The organism is Coleofasciculus sp. FACHB-542 (genome assembly GCF_014695825.1).
Classification (GTDB): domain Bacteria; phylum Cyanobacteriota; class Cyanobacteriia; order Cyanobacteriales; family FACHB-T130; genus FACHB-T130.
On the sequence record NZ_JACJPB010000038.1, the window covers coordinates 14,982 to 34,955 of the forward strand.

Genomic DNA, 19,974 nt, shown 5'->3' on the forward strand with positions numbered 1-19,974 from the left:
CAACAAAGGGGTGCCATTAAGGGTAAAGATTGCTGTAAGGTGCCTTTTATGAATGCCAATCTACTTTTCGCTACCATCACTCCTGTCGCCTAAAACGACAGCCATACTATAAACATGAAGACGCTTCAGTCATTGACGCACCAGCTTGATCAATGGCGGCGGACGTACCAGCCCCTTCGCAGTCTTTTACCTTCCCGACTTGTTGATTCGCCTGCCGCTATATCAGGGCAAGGTCTAGGATTAGGTCTTGGCGCTACTCTCCAAAACCGCAGAAACCGTCCTCGGATTGTTTGGCTGCTGGCAGTGGTGTCCCTCACCGGAACAATGGGGCAGCGCTACTACAATGCGCCAAAGCTCGCCGTCGGCAAGATAGCACCGCAGACGATTCGGGCAACCTTTGACGCTAATGTCGTAGATACTTTCACCACAGAAGAAAAACGGAAGGCAGCCCGCACAGGTGCCGTGCCCGTCTTGACGATCCAGCAAGACGTAACCGAACAAGTTTACGATGATTTGGAGCGATCGCTTCGTACCGCCGACGACCTCCGACAACTAGCCGGTTCTTTTCCAATGGTTCCGACTGCCATATTGTCTGCTGCCACTCAGATTGACCTCCGCAAGTGCGCGGAGTGGGAGTGGCGCTCCATATTGGCAGCGGTGGACACTGACATGAAAGTGAATCAATCCCAGTCAGGGTTATTGCCAGATGCCAACGGTCAATCGAATATTTCCGCAACCCCTGCTGTCGCCGAACTCCAAGCTTACCATCAGGCCGCAAGTCCTCAAGATTTTTTAGCCCTAATAAGCACGATTAACCAAGCCCGCGCGCAATACGCCGAAGCTGTCGCCGCCTTCTCAAATGGCAATCCAGAAAGGCGCTACGATGCCTCCCTGCTTGACTTGTCGAATGAAGCTTGGCAGCAAACAAAAACCGGCATTCCCCAGGTTGCCGAACGGATGCTCACCCAAGGGATTCCCCCAGGCTTGCCTGACAGTATCTTACAGCAAGCGTTGAGAGTGCAAATGAATTTGCTCGTTCCCCCGGAAGCTGAGCCGGTGGCAACCCAAATGTTGCTCTGGGGACTGCGCCCCAACTTAATAGAAGATCCAGAACAAACGAAACAACTGGCAGAACAGGCAGCAAAAGCGGTGGCACTGCAAACGATCGCAGTTCGGCAGGATGAGGTGATTGTCCGCGCCGGTGAAACCATCTCCCAGGCAGATTTTGTGCTGTTAGAGTATTTTCAATTAAGCCGCCGGAGCCTTAGCTGGTCTGGATTGATTGGTTTTGGAATTCTGGTCACGGGTGGCGTGTGTACGTTCTGGCGGGTGGAACGGCGATTTAATCCCCAAATCCGGCAACGAGATCACTTGCTGATATTGCTGCTGACTTTGAGTACGCCAGTGCTAGTGAGTTTGGGTATTCGCTATACGAATTTGCCAGCAGTTGGTTTATTAGTGGGCAGTTTCTACGGTTCTGCGTTGGGTGTCACCGTTGTGGGACTGCTGGGTGGCGTGTTATCGGTTAGCCTGCCCATTACTTGGGATTGTTTGGTGGCGGGTGCTGCGGGTGGAATTATGATGAGCTTACTGGCAGGGAAAATGCGATCGCGCGAAGAACTCGCTTTCCTTGGCGTTGGCGTCGGATTAACTCAAGGCACTGTCTACCTGATTGTGAATTTGATTCTCGGTGCCGCAACAGGTTCAATTTGGTACACCGTACTCCAAGAAGCTGCCTTATGCGGTTTTTCCGGTTTAGCGTGGAGTATTGTGGCGCTGGGTCTGAGTCCCTATCTAGAACACGTCTTTGACTTGGTGACACCGATTCGGCTGGCGGAACTCGCGAACCCCAACCGTCCCTTGTTGAAACGTTTAGCCGCTCAAGCTCCGGGAACTTTTCAACATACATTGTTCGTTTCCACCCTGGCAGAAGCCGCAGCGCGGGAACTGGGCTGCAATGTAGAACTTGTTCGAGCCGGTACTTTGTACCACGATATTGGGAAAATGCACGATCCATTGGGATTTATTGAAAATCAGATGGGCGGTCCTAACAAGCATGATGAAATTAATGACCCCTGGAAGAGTGCTGAGATTATCAAAAAACACGTAACTGAGGGCATGGTAATGGCGCGGCGATGCCGTTTGCCCAAGGCAATTCAGGGGTTTATCCCGGAACACCAGGGAACAATGTTGATTGCCTATTTTTATCACCAAGCGCAGCAGATAGCCGAGAAAGACCCGACGAAAATTGTGCGGGAGGAAGATTTCCGCTATGATGGGCCGATTCCTCAGTCGCGAGAAACGGGGATAATGATGTTGGCAGATTCCTGTGAGGCAGCATTGCGATCGCTTAAAGATGCTACTCCAGAACAAGCCCTTTCCATGATTAACAAAATTCTCCGCGCCCGTTGGCAAGACAGCCAGTTAGCTGAGTCTGGGTTAACGCGAGAAGAACTATCCCGCATTGCTGAAGTTTTCGTCCAAGTCTGGCAACAATATAATCACCAACGCATTGCTTATCCCAAATTCACGGTTAGCTCAGACAAAGGATGTAAAGCATCCGTTTAATAGAAGACTATTCGCGTAGCTAGACTCTCCTCGCGGATTGAAAAAAACACACTTATCTATTAACTGCTGACAAATAACCTTGAAGCAGTCCAATCAACACTTCTGGCTGCTCCAAATGAGGTAGCACTCCCGTTCCCGCAATTGGTTGAAACCCACGAATTGCTTTTGGATTCAGTCCAGCCAAACGCTTCCCTAGATTCACACTGATAAACTGTGCCTCCTCACCCCACAGGATAAAAGTCGGCACCGTCAATTGCTGAATATACAGGGCAAGGTCAAAATAAAGGTCGCCCCGCAAAAATGCCAGCGCTGCGTATTCCCCATTTGGCTGCTGCGCTGACGCCAAATAAGCCTCTACTATCTCTTCAGACAATCGTTCTTGCTTAGTAAATAGGAAGCGTTCTAGAAAACTCCGCACCGCCACGTCGTTTGTCGCCCCAAGCGTATAAATTAGCTTATCTAACAGCGGAGTTCCAATTACTTGAAGCGGTAATCTGCGCCCAGCATCTTGTCCAAAATCGGCAAATCCAGACGGACATACTAAAAATAGCGATTGGAATAACTCCGGACGTTCAATAGCCACACGGATAGTGAAAGCCGCCGTCAGCAAAGATGCCACCACTTTTACAGGGGTAAAACTTTGCTCTCCTCCAGAAATCGCAATTTTCTCAATAAACTCCGTCAGCGTCTTCAAATAGTCTGCAATTTGATAATCTCGGACTGGATGAGCTGACTCTCCCCAACCAATTAAATCTGGTGCGAATATGCGGTGAGTCGTTGCAAAAGCCGGGTACACCTTCGACCACTCGTAGGCAGAAGCTCCGCCACCAAAGCCATGCAGGAAGATTAACGGTGGCAATTCAGCTTGTCGTTGCCCTAACCACGAGTTCTCTACTGCGGTATAGTAAACCATCGAACCGAGGGAAGTTTCTATGACTTTTTGCTCAAAACCAGGCGGTTGAAACTGAAGCATAGGCGCTAACAAACCTTAAGCTTACATCTTTAATTTTGCGTACTTTTGCGCTTACCTTTGCGCTCTTTGCGTTAAAAGACAGCCAATTTTGGACTAAAGGAAATAGTAACCGATGAATCTGCATTTGCTGGAGCAAAATCTATGGCAATTACTGTGCCAGCATCAATCGCTGATGCTGGCACAGTAATTGTTAACTCACCCAACGGATCGGGATTGGAAAGAGTGAGTCGGCGATCGCATCCTCATTCCCATCCGTTCAAACGTCAGTATCGCCATAGGTTTGTCTCCAGCTTTCTGCTTGCTGAAATTTGATACCTGCGGCTTTTGCAGCATTTCTGTCATCCGAGCGATCGCCTACCATTAACACTTTGTCTGGCAAGTGTTTTTCTATCGCCAAATTCAGCATTCCTGGATTCGGTTTGCGAAACTTCCCAGATTCAGGGTGTTGGCTGTGATTAACAATATCGCTGGGGGTTACGCAAAAACACTTTTTTCCTTCAAAGTCAGGACAGAAATAAATTTCTTCTATCTCTGGTAATAATCCCAAAGTGTATTGCTGCTCTTTAATGCAACTTTGCAGAGATTTTTTACCACTGGCGACACCCCCTTGATTGGTTACGCCGACGATTTTCCAGCCAGACGCGGCGAAGTAAGCGATCGCTCCCTCAGCGCCTTGAATAATCTGCTGATCGCCGGGACGCTGGATAAACTTGTGATCTGAAAGTGGTGATCGCACGGTGCCATCAAGATCGAGGATGAGTAAGTTAGTCTCAGCATTGACATCTGAAGGATCTTGCTCCATTAGAGAGTTGTTTTCAAGTCAGTTGGCTATTAAACCAAGATAAGGGGAAAAGTCAGCTAAGAACGTGGAATCTTACAAGAAAATGACGAATCAAAATAACCGATCTAAATGGGATTTCGGCAGATTTTTGCAAACGCTGACCTATTTCGAGGTGATTCCTTTCTTCAACTGCCTTCAGCGGTTGCTGCAAGGTCGCACCAAGGATAATCAAGACAAACCTACTGGAGGAAAGCGCGTGGGAGTGATACTGGTTGCTGGGGCGACGGGTGGGGTCGGTAAACGAGTCGTGCGGCGACTGGTTGAACGGGGTTATCCAGTGCGTGCCCTCGTCAGAAATACTCAGAAAGCGCGGGAAATGCTTGGCGACAACGTAGAACTCTTTGAGGGAGACATCACCATCCCAGAAACATTGACTCCGGAAATGATGTCGAACGTTAGTGCTGTAATTTGTTGCACTGGGGTTCGGGTGCAACCAGTCGAGGGCGATACACCAGATCGGGCGAAGTATTATCAGGGTATCAAGTTTTATATGCCCGAAGTCGTTGACAGCCCGGAAATCGTGGACTATCAAGGCATCCAGAACTTAGTGCAAGTTGCTGCCAACTACTTTAGCCCTCAGACGAAGGGGGGAGCTGAAAAAGTAGTATTTGATTTTAGCAACCTTTCAGATGACATCAAGAATACTTGGGGTGCGGTGGATGATGTCGTTATGGGTGGCGTAAGCCAGAGTGGGATACAACTGGTGGAAGGCACGGCGCTGTTTGCGGGCAACGTATCAACCGACAACTCTGGTGGTTTTGCTTCCGTTCGCACCCGCAACTTCGACACTCCGATAAATTTGGCAGGATACGAGGGTGTGGAATTGCGCCTCAGAGGCGATGGAAAACGCTACAAATTTTTCATCCGCACTGAATCCAGATGGGATGGGGTTGCTTATTCTTATTCTTTTGATACCGTAGCCAATACCTGGATCGATGTTCGCGTTCCCTTCGCTGATTTAACTCCCGTGTTTCGCGCCAAAACTTTGCAAGATGGCGAAGCAATTAATCCCAGTAAAATTTGCTCGTTCCAGTTGATGTTGAGCAAGTTTGAATACGATGGAGAACTAAATCCGAAGTTTTCACCGGGAGGCTTTGCTTTGCAGGTGGAATCTATCAAAGCTTATGGCGGCGCGATGCCTCAATTTATCATGGTCAGTTCGGCAGGTGTAACTCGTCCCGGTCGTCCTGGAATCAATTTAGGGGAAGAACCGCCAGCAGTGAGAATGAACGACCAACTAGGAGGAATTCTTACTTGGAAATTGCGCGGTGAAGAAAGTATCCGTGAAAGTGGTATTCCTTACACAATTATCAGACCTTGTGCTTTGACGGAAGAACCAGGAGGCAAGGCGTTAATTTTCGAGCAAGGTGATAATATTCGGGGCAAAGTGAGCCGGGAAGATATTGCCGAATTGTGCGTGCGATCGCTAGAACAACCCAAAGCCTGTAATCTCACCTTTGAGGTAAAAGAGGCCCAAGAGAGTCAAAGTTCTCCCGACTGGGAAAGCTTATTCTCCAGCTTGCAAAGCGATCGCATTGCAGCAATCAAATCGTAAAACAAATAGACTTCTTGCCTCTGCGGTTTTATAAAAAACTCCGTGCAAGAAGTCTACTATCTTTACAAACATTTGCTTGTCCCTACTTTATTCCCTCAAATTGCCCCAAAAAAGTTGGTTGAGGACGGAGAAGATTCACCTCTAAAACGGCTTTCACCGTCGCGAGTGCTTCCCGCGTCGAATAGGATTTCATCACCCCATCTCCATACCGTCCCCAATCGGGTGTACCCAAGCCGCTCGCATTCACACCTAATTGACGGCAAGTATACACGGCGCGTGACAAGTGGAACTGCTGCGTGATGACAACCGCCTGTGTCACCCCAAAAATCTCTCGTGCGCGATAGCAACTTTCATAAGTGCTGAAACCAGCATAATCCAGAGTAATATCAGCAGCCGGTACACCGCGATCGCTCGCGTAGCGCTGCATTACGCTCACTTCATCGTAGTCGGTGCGGCTATTATCGCCCGTCATCAACAGTTTTTTAACCCGACCCATCTGATAAAGTTGCACAGCCGCTTCCACCCGATCGGCTAGCATCGGTGTGGGGCTACCGTCGGGCAATACGCCTGCACCAAGAACAATGGCGACACGCTCAGCCGGAACTTGGGCAGGCTCGGTATAGCGATCGCTTCTGGTAACTGCATTCACATAGTAGATCGTCGCTGGAGCGAGCGCGGCACTTCCCAACAAGAGGAGCAGAAAAACACGACGCCAGTTAGACAAAAACCATTGACGCACGCTCAATCAAACTCCCCCCAAACGTTATCAGAAATCTGTTCTAGCTAGCCTCAAGGAATTGCATCCCAACTCCGGAAAATATCAATCGGCCAAAATAACCCCTTAAAAAGAAAAACCCCTGGCTTGTCTCCAGGGGTAAACATCAGGGTGCATCTAACTAATCTTTGTTTTACATAGACAACGTAGCTATATCCGGAAGAAAACTAATTTCTATACCTCTACGTCTTCAGTTGTTCTTCCGATCGGAATTTGAAAGATTAACGAGCGAATCAACTTTGTCTAATTAGGCAGAGTAGGAAACGCCCAGCCTGTCTAATCCACGTTTCACGCTGCGCTAGCAGTGGCAAAGAACAACTTCTCCAAGTTTTGTGGCTGCATAAATGCTACGTATTGAGGGGCAATCTCCGGGGGTAGCAGTTCAATCAATAGCTTGTTCTCAATCCACAACTCGATCACATCAAAAAACGAGTCCCGGTTACAGCGCAGCACGCGCCAGCCTTCACGGGTGGCAATCTTCTCAATCTGTTCTTGGCTCGTCGGTACAGATATGGCAGCATGGGTAGCTGTAAACGGTGAGTACAAAACGTTTTGAATGAATGCTGCCTGCTCGTAACCTTCACCAGGTATCATTTCGGTACCAACCGGATAAATCTCAATCATCGTCCCGTACTCATCGCCAGCAATAACGATATAACTGCCTGGATTTGGTGGGAATGGGGCAACCTTCCCATTCCATATCTCTGCAAAGACATTGGCGACGTGAAGGGGATTTTCAGCGGGGAGAGAAATGTGGTGAATCATAGAGAGTGACTGCTCCTGAAGGAAATCGCTGCAAGAATTTAAATTAGGTACTTCTGAAACATCCATCTGAGTCATTGAAATTTCGCAAACAGCCAGGTTGTTCCCACAAAGTTCACCCGATTGGGTGAGTTTCCATCACCTGATTGCATGACTTAAATCGAGGTGAATCCACTTAAATCTCTCGTGCGCGATCGCTTTCAATCGAATTCAGGACTCTTGGAACTGAAAATAAAGCTAACAGTGGCACCGCTCTGTTTCTAAGGGAAATTTCTGGTTGGATAGGGTGCTTTGATAAATCTTTGCGCGATCGCCTTGATCTGAAGCACCATTAACCTTTGACGCCGCTCCCTGCATCTGTCGGCACAATATATCGTTGCAAAAAGAGGAAGACAAGCAGCACTGGAGTAATGGAAATGACAGAACCCGCTGCTACCAGTCGCCAATCCAGGGATAATGCCCCGGCAAGGGTAGCGACACCTAAGGGGAGGGTGTAATATTCGGGTCGGTCGAGGACAATTAAGGGCCAGAGAAAGTCACTCCAAGAACCGATAAAGACAAAAATTGCCAGCGTTACCAGTGCTGGGCGAATTGCTGGAAGCATGACGTGCCACCACAAGCCTAGCTCCGAGCAGCCATCCATCCGAGCCGCTTCTTCTAGTTCTTTGGGCACGCCCTGAAATGCTTGCCGCAGCAAGAAAATCCCGAAGGCAGAGGCGATGCTTGGCAAAATAACACCCAAATAGGTATTTCTCAAACCTAGCTGTACGGTCAAGATGTACAGGGGAATCATCACGATTTGGAACGGAATCATAATCGTGGAGACGACAGCCGCAAAAACCATGTCCCGCCCCCGAAAATCCAGCCGTGCCAAGGGGTAAGCGGCAAGCGAGCAGAATAGCAGATTTAAGCCCACTGTCAGCACTGCCACCAGGGTACTGTTGAACAAATACTGACCAAAGGGATTGGTTTGCCAAACGGTGATGAAGTTCTGGAATGTCGGCTCTTGTGGGACTATCTGGGGTGGGAACTGAAAGATATTTTCAGTGGGAGATTTTAAGGAAGTACTGATGAGCCAAAGTAGAGGAAAAAGCATCACTAGCGCGATCGCTCCCAGAAACCCATACATCCAAAAAGTTTTAACTTTTGAGTTTTGAGTTGTAAAAAGGCGATATATCACGTTTGTTTTTTGAGTTTTGGAATTTATCATTGGGCGACAATAGCTGTTTTCTTTAATTGAAATCAGTCAATAAAAAATAATTATTTATTTTTATTATTATTAATAATTTATGATGTTTATTTTTGGAAAAATCTTGCTTTTAATCTAATTAAGTCATATTATAGTAAGAGTATTGGTCTAACCAAATGCTTGTTCTAAGTAGGTGGTTGGAGCGCAGAGGACAATGTCCTCTGCGCGGAAATTAAAAAATAAAAATTGAGAAATTGAGATTTCATCGCATCATCCTCAACCCCGTTTCTGTACAGACGCCCTGCAAAGATTTATCCCAGCTATCAATTGGCAACTCTAGGGAAAAAGCAAAGTCAAAGACAATGCCGATAGTTAATTGGGTTGCCCATTCAGATGAATTGAGCAAGCGATCGTAATAACCACCACCATAACCTAAACGATATCCCCGCACATCACAAGCTACAGATGGCACAAGAATTAAATCTACCTCTGTTGAGTGTAAAACAGGGCTATCTGGGTGCGGTTCAAGAATACCATAGGCACCTTTTTGTAGGGAGTCTCCAGGTTTCCAGAGATGCCAAATAAGACGATCGCCAACACAGCGAGGAAATCCCCATCGGCGACGAGCGCTAATGAGAGGGCTAAGGTCAGGTTCTTGTCGAAAACTGAAATAAGCTAAGACCGTTTTGGATTGGGTAAATAGGTGGGAAGATTCCAGGTGGGTACAGATGCGATCGCTCTTTTCTCTCCATTCCTCCACAGGCATCAATTGCCGTGTTTTGAGAAGCGATCGCCTTAATTGCTGTTTATCCAGTTGATGATCGACTTTGTTCACAAGTCTTATAACTTAAGGTTTGTGGCGAGGGGGTTATCGTCCATCCTTTGACTTGATATCCTGGGGACTTGTTTTGCGAGCGCTATTTTCGCTCCTGACAACGCAGAAACCCGTTTTGTTCGGCAAAACGGGTTCTTTACACTGGCGAGTTTTTCACGCTTACTCAGCGTGCTGCCGATACCAATCGATTGTGTTCTTCAGCCCTTGCTTGAAGTCCACTTGGGCAGTGAAGCCAAACTCTTGCTTCGCCCGTTCTGTATCTAAACAGCGGCGCGGTTGACCGTTCGGCTTATCGGTTTCCCAGATAATTTCGCCCTGATAGCCCATCAGTTCGCAAATCAGTTCTACCAAATCCTTAATAGAAATTTCATAACCCGTTCCCAAATTGACGGGTTCTGCGCCATTGTAGTCCTGGGTACCCATGACGATACCCAAAGCCGCATCTGTAGAGTAGAGAAACTCGCGAGTGGGACTCCCATCGCCCCATACAGGTAGCTGCTTATCGCCTCTAGCTTGAGCTTCGTGGACTTTGCGAATTAAGGCGGGGATCACGTGGGAACTCTTGGGATCGAAGTTATCTTCCGGGCCGTACAAGTTCACTGGTAACAGGTAAATGCCGTTAAAGCCGTACTGCTGCCGGTAGGATTGGAGTTGCACCAGTAAAGCTTTCTTCGCAACGCCATAGGGGGCGTTAGTTTCTTCCGGATAGCCATTCCAGAGGTCATCTTCTTTGAATGGTACTGGCGTGAACTTGGGATAAGCGCAGATAGTCCCTACACAAACAAATTTTTGAACCCCTGCTTGATAGGCAGCATGAATCAGTTGAGTGCCCATCATCAGGTTGTCGTAGAATAATTCAGCGGGTTTTACCAGATTCAGACCGATGCCACCGACGTGAGCGGCGAGGTGAATCACGACATCCTGCTGCTCAACGGCGCGTTGACAGTGTTCTAAGGAGCGGAGATCGTACTCGCGCGATCGCGGTATCGTAATCTTGTTTTGATCGGCTCCGGCTTTACACAACCGATCTACGACCTGACGCCCCAAAAAACCAGCTCCGCCAGTGACGAGAATCCGTTTATCGCTTAAATCTAAACTAGCCATATCTCTTGCCATCCTCCACTGGATTCAGGATATCTCCAAAAATTGATGAGTGATGAGTTAATGAAAAACTCATCACTCATCACTCAGTAGGGCGCGGGGATCGCTCTTGCCCCTACAAGTCAAAACGACTTAATCGTGCATACTACCTACATTCTGGCGAATCGTGGCAAGATCCAGAGGCGAGTGCGAACCATTGCCATTCGGACAATTCAAGCCCAAAGCTTGCATATCCGCTTCTACCATCAAGCGAACTAATTCTTCAAAAGTAACCGATGGTTTCCAACCCAGCTTTTGGTGCGCCTTCGTGGGATCGCCAATCAGTAAATCCACTTCCGCTGGGCGCAAATAGCGTTCGTCAAACTCTACGTAGTCTTTCCAATCTAGATTGACGTGTTCAAAGGCAATATCCAGGAATTGACGAATGGAGTAAGTTTCTCCTGTGGCTACAACGTAATCATCTGCTTCCTGTTGCTGTAGCATCAGCCACATTGCTCTTACATAGTCTTTTGCATAGCCCCAATCCCGCTTGGAATCGAGATTGCCCAGGTAGATTTTTTTCTGCTTCCCGGCAACAATGCGAGCGATCGCTCTGGTAATTTTGCGCGTGACAAACGTCTCGCCTCTCCGTGGACTTTCGTGGTTAAAGAGTATCCCGTTACACGCAAACAGGCCGTAGGATTCCCGATAATTCACCGTCTGCCAGTGAGCGTAAAGCTTCGCACAGGCATAAGGACTGCGAGGATAAAACGGTGTGGTTTCCTTCTGAGGCACTTCTTGTACCTTACCAAACATCTCAGAAGAACCCGCCTGATAAAACCGTACCTCAATGCCGGTACGCTGCTGGTAGTCCCGAATCGCTTCCAAAAGGCGTAGCGTCCCCATCCCGACCGCATCAACGGTGTATTCCGGCGAGTCAAAACTAACGCGGACGTGGGATTGGGCACCTAAATTATAAATTTCTACCGGCTGGACTTGTTCTAAAATCCGGCGTAGAGTTGTGCCATCGGTTAAATCGCCATAGTGCAGAAACAACCGCACACCCTCTTTGTGAGGGTCTTCATACATATAATCGATCCGGTCTGTATTAAATGTAGAAGTTCGGCGAATGATCCCGTGAACTTCATAGCCTTGCTCAAGCAAAAATTCGCTCAAGTAAGAACCGTCTTGTCCCGTAATGCCCGTAATTAGCGCTCGCTTGCGTTGCGTCATACTTAGTATTCCCTATAGCCTGTGACGAAACAATCGTCTTAACAGTAACTGGTAATTATCCTGTAAGCTTTCTCTCGCTAACATTGCAGCAAGAGTCACTTGCACCCAAATTTATGAAAAATCCCTCTGTAAGTAGAGGAAATCCTTAATTCACTCCTTACGTTAACGCAAAATCTCTGGCGCAACATCAGGAATATACGTAGATTCTGCTAAGCATCGGCAATAAGACTTACGTATTTCGACGGTGGACTAAATGTTGAGCAAAGAAGAGGGGAAAAGCTTCTTGCAAGAGTACCTACAATACCTGTTGCATAAATTCTGAGCGACACAAATTAATTAATCGCCATTACAACAACCAATTTATCTAAACTCTGAAATTAGACATGAAGAGTTTACCTGCTGTAGAGGCAAGCGTAACTCCCAGCGCTGTACTAACTCATCAAACGATGAACGACAAAATACTACAGCTCTCTCTACACAAGGAGGAAAGCTGTAGGAGCCGTTGTTCAAAGAACTTGACTTGAGTTATAGATTGCCGAACATTAGCTATGTTTCAGTAGGCACCATTGTCTTTGGGGGAAACGACAACGCCAATTGTTTTTACAACTAGCCACAAATCCAGCCAGAAATTCCTGGCATTGACGTAATAGACATCTATCTGGACTCGGCGCGGATAAGGGATGTCATTGCGCCCAGAAACTTGCCATAATCCGGTGATTCCAGGTCGAATCGTCAGCACTTTGTCAATGTGATGTCCGTATTTTGACAACTCCTCGGCAACGAGAGGTCTTGGCCCGACAACGCTCATGTCCCCTTTAAGAACGTTCCAGAATTGGGGAAACTCATCCAGGCTAGTTACCCGTAGGAATTTACCAATCCATGTAATTCGAGGGTCGTCTTTGAGTTTGAAATTATCCTCGAATTCCTGACGCAGATGGGGTGAGGTTGCCATCATTTGCAGCAAAACTTCGTCTGCATTTGGCACCATCGTTCTGAATTTGAGACAGCCAAAAGGCTGATGATTTTTCCCGATTCGTTCCTGGACATAAAAAATGGGACCTCGTGTGCTAAGAGCAATCAGCAAGGCCAACAACAGGTAAACGGGAGAAAACAAAATCAAAACCGACAGTGAAAACAGAACATCAAAACATCGCTTAGCGAAATCTCGGTCTAGACGCTGTAGGGGGAGGTCTTGCTGTTTGCTCAAACCTCTGGGCCTACCTGTCGGCGCGAGTGGTTGAAAACCTCGCTTCACGAACGCCCACAACATCTTGCCGGAGATAAGTTGGCTTTCGGCAGTCATCTTACTCCTTCACTTCACACCACACAGTCCCGATCATAAAGCCACAAGACGCCTGAAGACAGCTAATGGAGTCCCAGAAAGTAGAATTTGGTCATTAGTCATAGGTCATTGGTCATTAGTCATGGGTTTTTAGCAATCGGCTAAAGAGCATGACTGATGATTAGGGACGAATGGCTGAGGATGACTGAAATTCTTGATAACAGCTCTCTAGAAAGGCTAGATAGCGCTTCTGGAAAGTTTGAGGGGCGAACTGAGAAGCGCGGACTCTAGCAATCTCCGGATTAAATAATCCTTGCGATGCTTCAAAGGTTTTTACCGCTTCTATCAAAGCCGCTTCTGTTTGGGCTGGAAAAAATAAGCCAGTCCCCTGTGTCGGGTGTTCCCGAATATCCAGAACGGTTTCTAATGCCCCACCAGCACCATAGGCGATCGCAGGAGTGCCACAAGCTTGGGCTTCTACCAACGCCATGCCAAAGTCTTCACAGGCTGCATATACAAATGCTTTTGCTTGAGCCATATACTGCTCAACAACATCATCTGGTTGTGACCCTAGCACTTTTACATTGGGTTTCGCTAGCTGGCGCATTTCGTCAAGTTCCGGCCCCGTGCCAATCACCACAAGCGGGCGTCCCAGTTGGTTAAAAGATCGGACAATTAAAGATACTTGCTTGTAACTCACCAGCCGGGAAACGGTGAGGTAAAAATCTTCTTTCTGGGGCTGAAAGGAAAACCGCTCGATATTGACGGGTGGATAAATGACTTCTGCTTGCCGCCGATAGCAGCGCCAGATGCGACGTGCGGTGTGTTGGGAGTTGGCGATGAAATAATCAACGCGGTTTGCGGAGAGTACATCCCACTGACGCAGTTGATGGAGTAGATACCGAGTCAGGATGCCTGGGAGACCCCGTCCTAGTCGGCTACTGTCTAAGTAATCAAAAGTTAAATCCCAGGCGTAGCGCATGGGCGTATGGCAGTAGCAGATATGCAGTTGTTGCGGGCTGGTGAGGACTCCTTTGGCGACAGCGTGGGCAGAGGAGAGAATGACGTCATAGTCGCGTAAGTCTAGCTGTTCAATCGCTAGTGGTAGTAGAGGGAGATATTTTTGGACGCCACTGCGGGCTTTCGGGAAGTGTTGCAGGAATGTGGTGCCAATGGGGCGATTGAAGAGATAACTTTCGGGATTGGTGGATTCAAAGTCAATTAGGGCATAGAGGTCGGCATCAATGTGCTTGAGGATTTCCCGGACAACAAGTTCTGACCCGCCAGTAGCTTGGGGGGTCAACCATTCATGGACGAGGGCATACTTTAATGACAAAGCTGACTTCACAGTTGCGCGTACTTAAGGGCTGAGTGTAAATTTTACTCACTCCTCAGCCAGCGATCGCTAGCTCAAGAGCGATCGCTGTAGACTCTAAGTGCATTACCGCACTTTTGCACGCCTGACACTGGATTACAGGGAATTAAAAATAGACTTCCTAGAACTTAGCTTAGAAAAATAGCCTGATTCTTCTCTTCTACTACTTTTTTGAGCTTTAGAGAGCGAGTAGAAATCGCAGGCAGCTTTTGGTTAACTTCCACAGTAACTGTTTATCCCGTTTACTAAATTTTTTTCTGGATTATAGGATTTCTGCAATTTTTTAAATCCAGCGTCAACTGCGGGAAAATCCCTTTTTTTGAGAGCTGAAACATATTCGCGAGTTGCCTTACTACTCTCTCGATACATTCTAATAAAATCAGCTTGAAACTTTTTAAGCTTTGGATCGTTGACGCTAATATTTGTCATTTTTTGAGCTGATTTATCCCAAATCTCGGCTGTTTTAGCTAGCGCTTCTGGAGAGCTATTCTGACCTCCATTGGTCACGGTTTTGGTTTCATTCACCGTTTCATTGGTAATCTTGAAAATCTTTTGACACTGAGTGATTTTGCTTTCGGTGCAACTGACAATCGAGAAACTGACGGCGGCAGTCACGGGAAGGATGACAGCGTACCGACGAAGAAAGTGCATGAAAACTCTCCTGATGAGTTGATGGGTACTTCCACTTTATTTCCCTAGGATTGACAGCCAATCGGGATACGATGGCAAACCAGAGACCGAGATTAAGATTCGGTCTCTTCGGTTGCTTCAATGGCATCCACAAGGCGTTGTAAAGCTTCTGTTAGCTGCATCAACCGCACAAGAGAATCATCTTGGGTTTCTGCCAAGGTTTGCACCGCATCGCTTAAGGCAAAAATTTGATAGTGCTGCTGTTGGACTTGATGCCCCTGTTCTTGTACTTGAATGGTCAGGGCATCCACTCGGTCAGCAAGGCGGTTAATTGTCTCATTAGTGGCAATTACTGCCTCCCTAAGGTTTCCCTGTTGTTGTACTTGAATTGTGAGAGCATCTACTCGCTCGCCAAGACGGTCAATTGTGTCAGCGCTGGCAAGTACTGCCTCTGCAATTTGTTCAACAATCGATTCTAAACGACCTAATCTAACTTCCACTCCAGAATTATCCATGACGATGCTGATGCCATTGCCAAGCGTCAGCAACGATTTTACTCAGGTCTGCGTATTGCGGACACCAACCGAGGATTTTTTTTGCTTTATCGCTGCTGCCGACTAAAATAGGGGCGTCCCCGGCACGGCGATCGCGTTCTACTGCGGGAATCTCCCGACCTGTTACCGCCTTGGCTGTCTCAATCACTTCTCTGACTGAGAAACCGTTGCCATTTCCTAAGTTAAAGACATCGCTCGTTCCCCCTTGCAGGAGATACTCTAGCCCTAAAACGTGAGCATCTGCTAAGTCGCTGACGTGGATGTAGTCCCGAATTCCGGTGCCATCTGGGGTCGGGTAATCGGTGCCGAGAATGAAGATAGATTCCCGTTTGCCCAAAGCTGTCTGAAGTACCAGGGGAATCAGGTGCGTTTCTGGCTCGTGATCCTCACCGAGTAAGCCATCGGGATTCGCACCAGACGCATTGAAATAGCGGAACGCCACAGACCTGAAATCGTAGGCGAGATCAAAATCCGCCAGAATTTTCTCTACCATCCACTTACTGGTTGCGTAAGGACTGAGGGGATTTTGGGGATGGTGTTCGGTCATGGGAACTTCCTGGGGCATCCCGTAGATGGCGCAAGTGGAAGAAAAGACAAATTTCTTCACGTTTGCAGCCACCATTGCTTCTAGCAGTGTCAGAGTGCCAGCGACGTTGTTGTGGTAGTATTTCGCGGGATCGGTGACGGACTCTCCCACAGCAATATAAGCGGCAAAGTGCATAACTGCCGCAATGTTGCGAGTGGCAAAGAGTTGGTCGAGGAGCGCGCGATCGCTCATATCTCCCACTACCAGCTCTACCTTGAGTACATTTTCCACCAATTCCCGATGTCCGTACACCAGGTTATCCAATACCACTACCCCATAGCCCGCCTTGATCAGCGCCAGTACGGCATGGGTTCCAATATATCCAGCTCCACCCGTCACCAGAATGGTTGGTTTGACTTGCGACACGTTCAATACCTTCTCAAACTTTGAATCAGTGCTTTATAAGGATAGCTAACTGAGGGCAATGCGTTGTCCTCAGTAAGAGAGCCTGTGTTCCTTATAAATACTTTCCTTCACCAAACTAGCGATCGCATACCTCTTTCGTCTGAAAATCGCACAGAAACGCGGAAGCATCCCCATTTCTGTGCGATTCAAAATTATATCTTAGAGATTTTTGCGGCTAAGCTTACAACCCAGCGCTTTAGTGACCTTGATTACTTTTGAGGAACTGCGCGATCGCTTTGTTGTCGGGGAACAAACAGGGTTTTAGAGCTTGCCGGTGGTTGATTGCGGCGATCGCGGTGTTCTTGACAGCGAGGCAACCTGTGTAAAAGTGGCAGCTTTTCATCTTCGAGACTCTCTACCGTACACAAAATCGGTCTTTGATTTTCTGCACCCGCTACTGGTACAGGTGAGAGTGTATTTCCTTGAAAGTCTGTCACAATTTCTGTCTTGGGTTGGTTCCCAGGTTCCGGTTGGGGATTTGAACTGGGTATGGGGGTAGGAGTTGGCGCAGGACTTGGCACGGGAGTTGGCGCAGGAATTGGCGCAGGAATTGGCGCAGGAATTGGCGGTGGAGGAGTGGTATTGATCGTAATATTGCCCTGAACCGTTCCACCGGGGAAAGATTCGGGGGGCGAAATTGTCGAAGTGCCCGTGGTGATGGCTTGGGCAGTTCCATTCGTCGTGGGATCGCCAACAACAAATGGAGTCGAGGGGACTGGAACTCCCCCGTGATGATTGATATTAATGGCTCCACCCCCGCCCGTTCCGGTCGTGTTAATGCTGGGGTTATTGTAGGTAAAAGTAACAAACTTATTATCAACGGTGAGATTCTGTCCCGCCGCGATAGTTACATTACCGCCAGTGCCACTGCCAAGACTCTGAGCATCGATGATTTTGGCGGCGATATCATTACCAGCAATCAGCGTGATGTCACCACCATTGCCAGAGGAAGAGCAAGAATTGCACTTAGAACTGGAATCTATGGTTTCAGTCTTGATATTGCCTCCGGCGCTAATTGCGATCGCGCCGCCAGTCCCAGAAGCAGCCGTGCCAAAGTTATCAGAAGAGGAAAAGATATCTCCGGTTGTAATATTTCCCGATGGGGCGCTGAGGGTAATTGCACCTGCATTACCAGGGCGATTGCGAGAGTCTAAATTGTAAACTTGATTAACTGGATCGGCGGCATTAATAGAACCGCTGGTGCTGCTAATACTTATATTTCCACCAGACGACTGAATGGTTTGAACATTAATATCACCCGGTGCCGACAAGGTAACATTTAAAGGTTCCGCTGGTCCCAATAAATCATCAGATTTAATGGTTCCTGCAACTGTAATCGTTCCAGCTGAGGTAGGAGATTTCACAAAGGTTGTGTAGGAGGGATTTGCGCCTGCATCGTCAAAATATTCGGGAGGGGCACCCGGAAAGGGTTCGGCGAAGGGTACGTTATCAGTTGTCCCAGTCGCACCTGCTTGTAAAAGCAGGGCACGACTATTAGGATCTACCTCTGGATCGATCGCATTAATGACGATATCTCCACTAATCGTAATTTTTCCGGCTGCGATTATCTTCAGGGAAGCACCCGTATAAGAATCAAGCATGACATCGCCATCAGACGTAATGATGGGGTCATAAATACTTTGAAACTTGCCGCCAGCTCCCGATAAGTTGAGAATTGAGAAATTCCCCCCTGCTGAATAGTGAGCATCTCCAGAAATCACTCCATCACTGATTAAACTGAGATTGCCGCCACTTTGAAAGGGTGTTTCTGGGTGATTCAGTGCCAAAATATCAACCGCTTGATTGCCTTGAACGGTGAGATTCCCTCCCGCCTTCGCTACAAAAGGGGTCGCGACGCTATCCCGCACTCGCACGGTATCTTTTGCCAGCAAATTCATATCCTCAGATGTCTGTATTTGGCTTTCAACCAGAGTCAAATTATGGTTGGCTGAAAGTGTAGCTGTTCCCGCATTGAGCTGACGGACTACCACATCCCCCGCTTCTACTTTGATACCAGAACCTGTTAGTTCTACCTCTCCTTTGCTATTTGTAGTCAGTCCAGTGGCATTTCCCGCTTTGCTACCTGTTAGTAGCTGGGGTAGAGAGGAAACTGTTGCGGTTGAGGACTGACTAGCATCAGGAGAAATGGGTTGAATCTCCAAACTTAGCAATTGTCCGGGTTGACTAATCCGGACTGTATTCTGACCCGGTACTGCTGCCACAATTAGTTTACCGCTTGGTGCTGACAGAGTTCCCTGGCTAACAACAGTGCCACCCAGCAAGGTAAGATTTTGCCCTTCTTTAACTGCTAGTTCTCCGGAGTTGACAATAGCACTCGGTTGAGCGGTATTAAACGAATAACTGCTGGGCATTCCCGTTAAGGTTGCGTAATTATTATTGCCGCTAGCATTAAAAGAATTAGAGCCAAGACCAATCCCTGTGGCAGTGGTTGCGGTAAAGCTTCCCGGCACATCCAATCTGGCATTGGCACCAAATATAATCCCCGATGGATTCATCAGGTATAAATTAGAATTTCCTCCGGTGACTTTAATTAAGCCATCAATGGTAGAGGGATCTCCACCCACTACTCTGCCTAAAATATTTTCAATTTTGGGATTAGAAATAAAGTTAGCTATTTGGTCTGCATTGAGGTTAAATTGCTCAAAGCTGTGGAAAAGGTTTGCTCCATCACCAGACAGTTTTCCTCCGCCGATATTGATTGTATTGCCTTCAGGAGCGGCAATTGTGCCCGTACCGTCTTGAGCTGGAACAATCGTTTCTGCCTGTGCCGGTTTCACAGCGATCGCTGGTGCAACGGCAAGTAAGCTAAGCAATACGCCAGAACTTTCAAAAGCTGATTTCATCTGGTGTTAACCCATTGGGGTCATGATTTATCCTGCTCCTCATTACCAGGATTGATAGAACTATCAGGATCTCAAACAGGCTTCATTAATAAATAAATAAAATATTTCTAAAAGCGAATTTTATTAAACTCTATTTGTGTAAATATAGGGATAAAAGTACTTTTATTGTGTACGCAGAAGTACGAATTAATAGCTAATTCTACGGTTAACCATGATTTCTGTTTTTAAATAAAAACATATTTGTACTTTGACAATGCTTTAATACTATAAAACCTGTGTAAATTTACTGAACATTGAAAAGGTTTCCGGATTGACAGCTATAACAAAGAAGTATTTAACAAGGCTTGTTGTAAGACAATTTTACAAAGTTAAAACTACGTATATTCGCGGAGGATTAAAATTCCTATTTTTGGTAAAGACTCTATTTCAGATTACAACTTATTCCTCGATCTGAGACTGCCGGATTT

The 19,974-nt window shown here is 47.4% G+C and carries 17 protein-coding genes; 3 read left to right on the forward strand and 14 right to left on the reverse strand.

The annotated features are described in order from the left end of the window. The first annotated feature begins 114 nt into the window (after window positions 1-114). Window positions 115-2,568 (forward strand): HD family phosphohydrolase, encoded by a 2,454-nt coding sequence (locus tag H6F52_RS13440; protein WP_190535409.1) that lies wholly within the window; start codon window positions 115-117, stop codon window positions 2,566-2,568. Window positions 2,569-2,620: 52 nt separating this feature from the next. Here H6F52_RS13440 and H6F52_RS13445 read toward each other — a convergent pair whose 3' ends face one another. Together H6F52_RS13445 and H6F52_RS13450 are read right to left on the reverse strand one after the other, a co-directional pair. After that, window positions 2,621-3,541, reverse strand: a complete 921-nt coding sequence (locus H6F52_RS13445) for an alpha/beta hydrolase (protein ID WP_190535412.1) — start codon at window positions 3,539-3,541, stop codon at window positions 2,621-2,623. A 256-nt stretch (window positions 3,542-3,797) separates the two neighbouring features. Continuing rightward, on the reverse strand, window positions 3,798-4,343 hold the full coding sequence (locus H6F52_RS13450; RefSeq protein ID WP_190535415.1) for an HAD-IIIA family hydrolase: 546 nt from the start codon (window positions 4,341-4,343) through the stop codon (window positions 3,798-3,800). An 82-nt stretch (window positions 4,344-4,425) separates the two neighbouring features. Here H6F52_RS13450 and H6F52_RS13455 point away from each other — a divergent pair, with 82 nt between their 5' ends. Further along, window positions 4,426-5,937, forward strand: coding sequence for a CIA30 family protein (locus H6F52_RS13455; RefSeq protein ID WP_190535418.1), 1,512 nt, complete (start codon window positions 4,426-4,428; stop codon window positions 5,935-5,937). Window positions 5,938-6,019: 82 nt separating this feature from the next. Here the strand turns inward: H6F52_RS13455 and H6F52_RS13460 are convergent, their stop codons facing one another. The 9 genes from H6F52_RS13460 to H6F52_RS13500 form a co-directional block, all read right to left on the reverse strand. Next, window positions 6,020-6,637 carry an ElyC/SanA/YdcF family protein gene (locus tag H6F52_RS13460; RefSeq protein WP_242033943.1) on the reverse strand — a complete coding sequence of 206 codons (618 nt, stop codon included), beginning with the start codon at window positions 6,635-6,637 and terminating at the stop codon, window positions 6,020-6,022. 363 nt (window positions 6,638-7,000) lie between these two features. Continuing rightward, on the reverse strand, window positions 7,001-7,477 hold the full coding sequence (locus H6F52_RS13465) for a hypothetical protein (protein ID WP_190535420.1): 477 nt from the start codon (window positions 7,475-7,477) through the stop codon (window positions 7,001-7,003). A 328-nt stretch (window positions 7,478-7,805) separates the two neighbouring features. Beyond that, window positions 7,806-8,603, reverse strand: coding sequence for a carbohydrate ABC transporter permease (locus tag H6F52_RS13470; protein WP_242030340.1), 798 nt, complete (start codon window positions 8,601-8,603; stop codon window positions 7,806-7,808). Between the two features lie 322 nt (window positions 8,604-8,925). Continuing rightward, a complete protein-coding gene (locus H6F52_RS13475; protein WP_347276213.1) occupies window positions 8,926-9,498 on the reverse strand; it encodes a 5-formyltetrahydrofolate cyclo-ligase in 573 nt (190 codons plus the stop codon). 159 nt (window positions 9,499-9,657) lie between these two features. Next, window positions 9,658-10,602, reverse strand: coding sequence for a GDP-L-fucose synthase (locus H6F52_RS13480; protein ID WP_190530363.1), 945 nt, complete (start codon window positions 10,600-10,602; stop codon window positions 9,658-9,660). Between the two features lie 129 nt (window positions 10,603-10,731). After that, a complete protein-coding gene (gmd, locus tag H6F52_RS13485) occupies window positions 10,732-11,811 on the reverse strand; it encodes a GDP-mannose 4,6-dehydratase (RefSeq protein WP_190410680.1) in 1,080 nt (359 codons plus the stop codon). 553 nt (window positions 11,812-12,364) lie between these two features. Beyond that, window positions 12,365-13,114: a sugar transferase gene (locus H6F52_RS13490; protein ID WP_190535423.1), complete on the reverse strand. Its 750-nt coding sequence runs from the start codon at window positions 13,112-13,114 to the stop codon at window positions 12,365-12,367. 160 nt (window positions 13,115-13,274) lie between these two features. Continuing rightward, window positions 13,275-14,429, reverse strand: coding sequence for a glycosyltransferase (locus H6F52_RS13495; RefSeq protein WP_190432838.1), 1,155 nt, complete (start codon window positions 14,427-14,429; stop codon window positions 13,275-13,277). Window positions 14,430-14,681: 252 nt separating this feature from the next. Beyond that, window positions 14,682-14,993, reverse strand: coding sequence for a hypothetical protein (locus H6F52_RS13500; protein ID WP_190432809.1), 312 nt, complete (start codon window positions 14,991-14,993; stop codon window positions 14,682-14,684). Between the two features lie 27 nt (window positions 14,994-15,020). Here H6F52_RS13500 and H6F52_RS13505 point away from each other — a divergent pair, with 27 nt between their 5' ends. After that, entirely contained in the window at window positions 15,021-15,167 is a 147-nt protein-coding gene (locus tag H6F52_RS13505; protein WP_190432807.1) for a hypothetical protein, read from the forward strand. Between the two features lie 44 nt (window positions 15,168-15,211). On the opposite strand, the gene H6F52_RS13510 is transcribed toward H6F52_RS13505, so the two are convergent. From H6F52_RS13510 to H6F52_RS13520, 3 genes are all read right to left on the reverse strand, one after another. Next, window positions 15,212-15,613 (reverse strand): hypothetical protein, encoded by a 402-nt coding sequence (locus tag H6F52_RS13510; RefSeq protein ID WP_190410684.1) that lies wholly within the window; start codon window positions 15,611-15,613, stop codon window positions 15,212-15,214. Beyond that, a complete protein-coding gene (gene galE, locus H6F52_RS13515) occupies window positions 15,606-16,604 on the reverse strand; it encodes a UDP-glucose 4-epimerase GalE (RefSeq protein WP_190535426.1) in 999 nt (332 codons plus the stop codon). Before galE ends, H6F52_RS13510 begins: the two co-directional genes overlap by 8 nt. A gap of 248 nt (window positions 16,605-16,852) precedes the next feature. Then, window positions 16,853-19,507, reverse strand: coding sequence for a filamentous hemagglutinin N-terminal domain-containing protein (locus H6F52_RS13520; protein WP_190535429.1), 2,655 nt, complete (start codon window positions 19,505-19,507; stop codon window positions 16,853-16,855). Between the last annotated feature and the right edge of the window lie 467 nt (window positions 19,508-19,974).

Coding starts and splice junctions, on each gene's coding strand:
- H6F52_RS13480 (WP_190530363.1), bottom strand. CDS start 10,602: ATGGCTAGTTTAGATTTAAGCGATAAACGGATTCTCGTCACTGGCGGA.
- H6F52_RS13450 (WP_190535415.1), bottom strand. CDS start 4,343: ATGGAGCAAGATCCTTCAGATGTCAATGCTGAGACTAACTTACTCATC.
- H6F52_RS13520 (WP_190535429.1), bottom strand. CDS start 19,507: ATGAAATCAGCTTTTGAAAGTTCTGGCGTATTGCTTAGCTTACTTGCC.
- H6F52_RS13455 (WP_190535418.1), top strand. CDS start 4,426: ATGACGAATCAAAATAACCGATCTAAATGGGATTTCGGCAGATTTTTG.
- H6F52_RS13510 (WP_190410684.1), bottom strand. CDS start 15,613: ATGGATAATTCTGGAGTGGAAGTTAGATTAGGTCGTTTAGAATCGATT.
- H6F52_RS13470 (WP_242030340.1), bottom strand. CDS start 8,603: ATGTATGGGTTTCTGGGAGCGATCGCGCTAGTGATGCTTTTTCCTCTA.
- H6F52_RS13465 (WP_190535420.1), bottom strand. CDS start 7,477: ATGATTCACCACATTTCTCTCCCCGCTGAAAATCCCCTTCACGTCGCC.
- H6F52_RS13440 (WP_190535409.1), top strand. CDS start 115: ATGAAGACGCTTCAGTCATTGACGCACCAGCTTGATCAATGGCGGCGG.
- gmd (WP_190410680.1), bottom strand. CDS start 11,811: ATGACGCAACGCAAGCGAGCGCTAATTACGGGCATTACGGGACAAGAC.
- H6F52_RS13445 (WP_190535412.1), bottom strand. CDS start 3,541: ATGCTTCAGTTTCAACCGCCTGGTTTTGAGCAAAAAGTCATAGAAACT.
- H6F52_RS13490 (WP_190535423.1), bottom strand. CDS start 13,114: ATGACTGCCGAAAGCCAACTTATCTCCGGCAAGATGTTGTGGGCGTTC.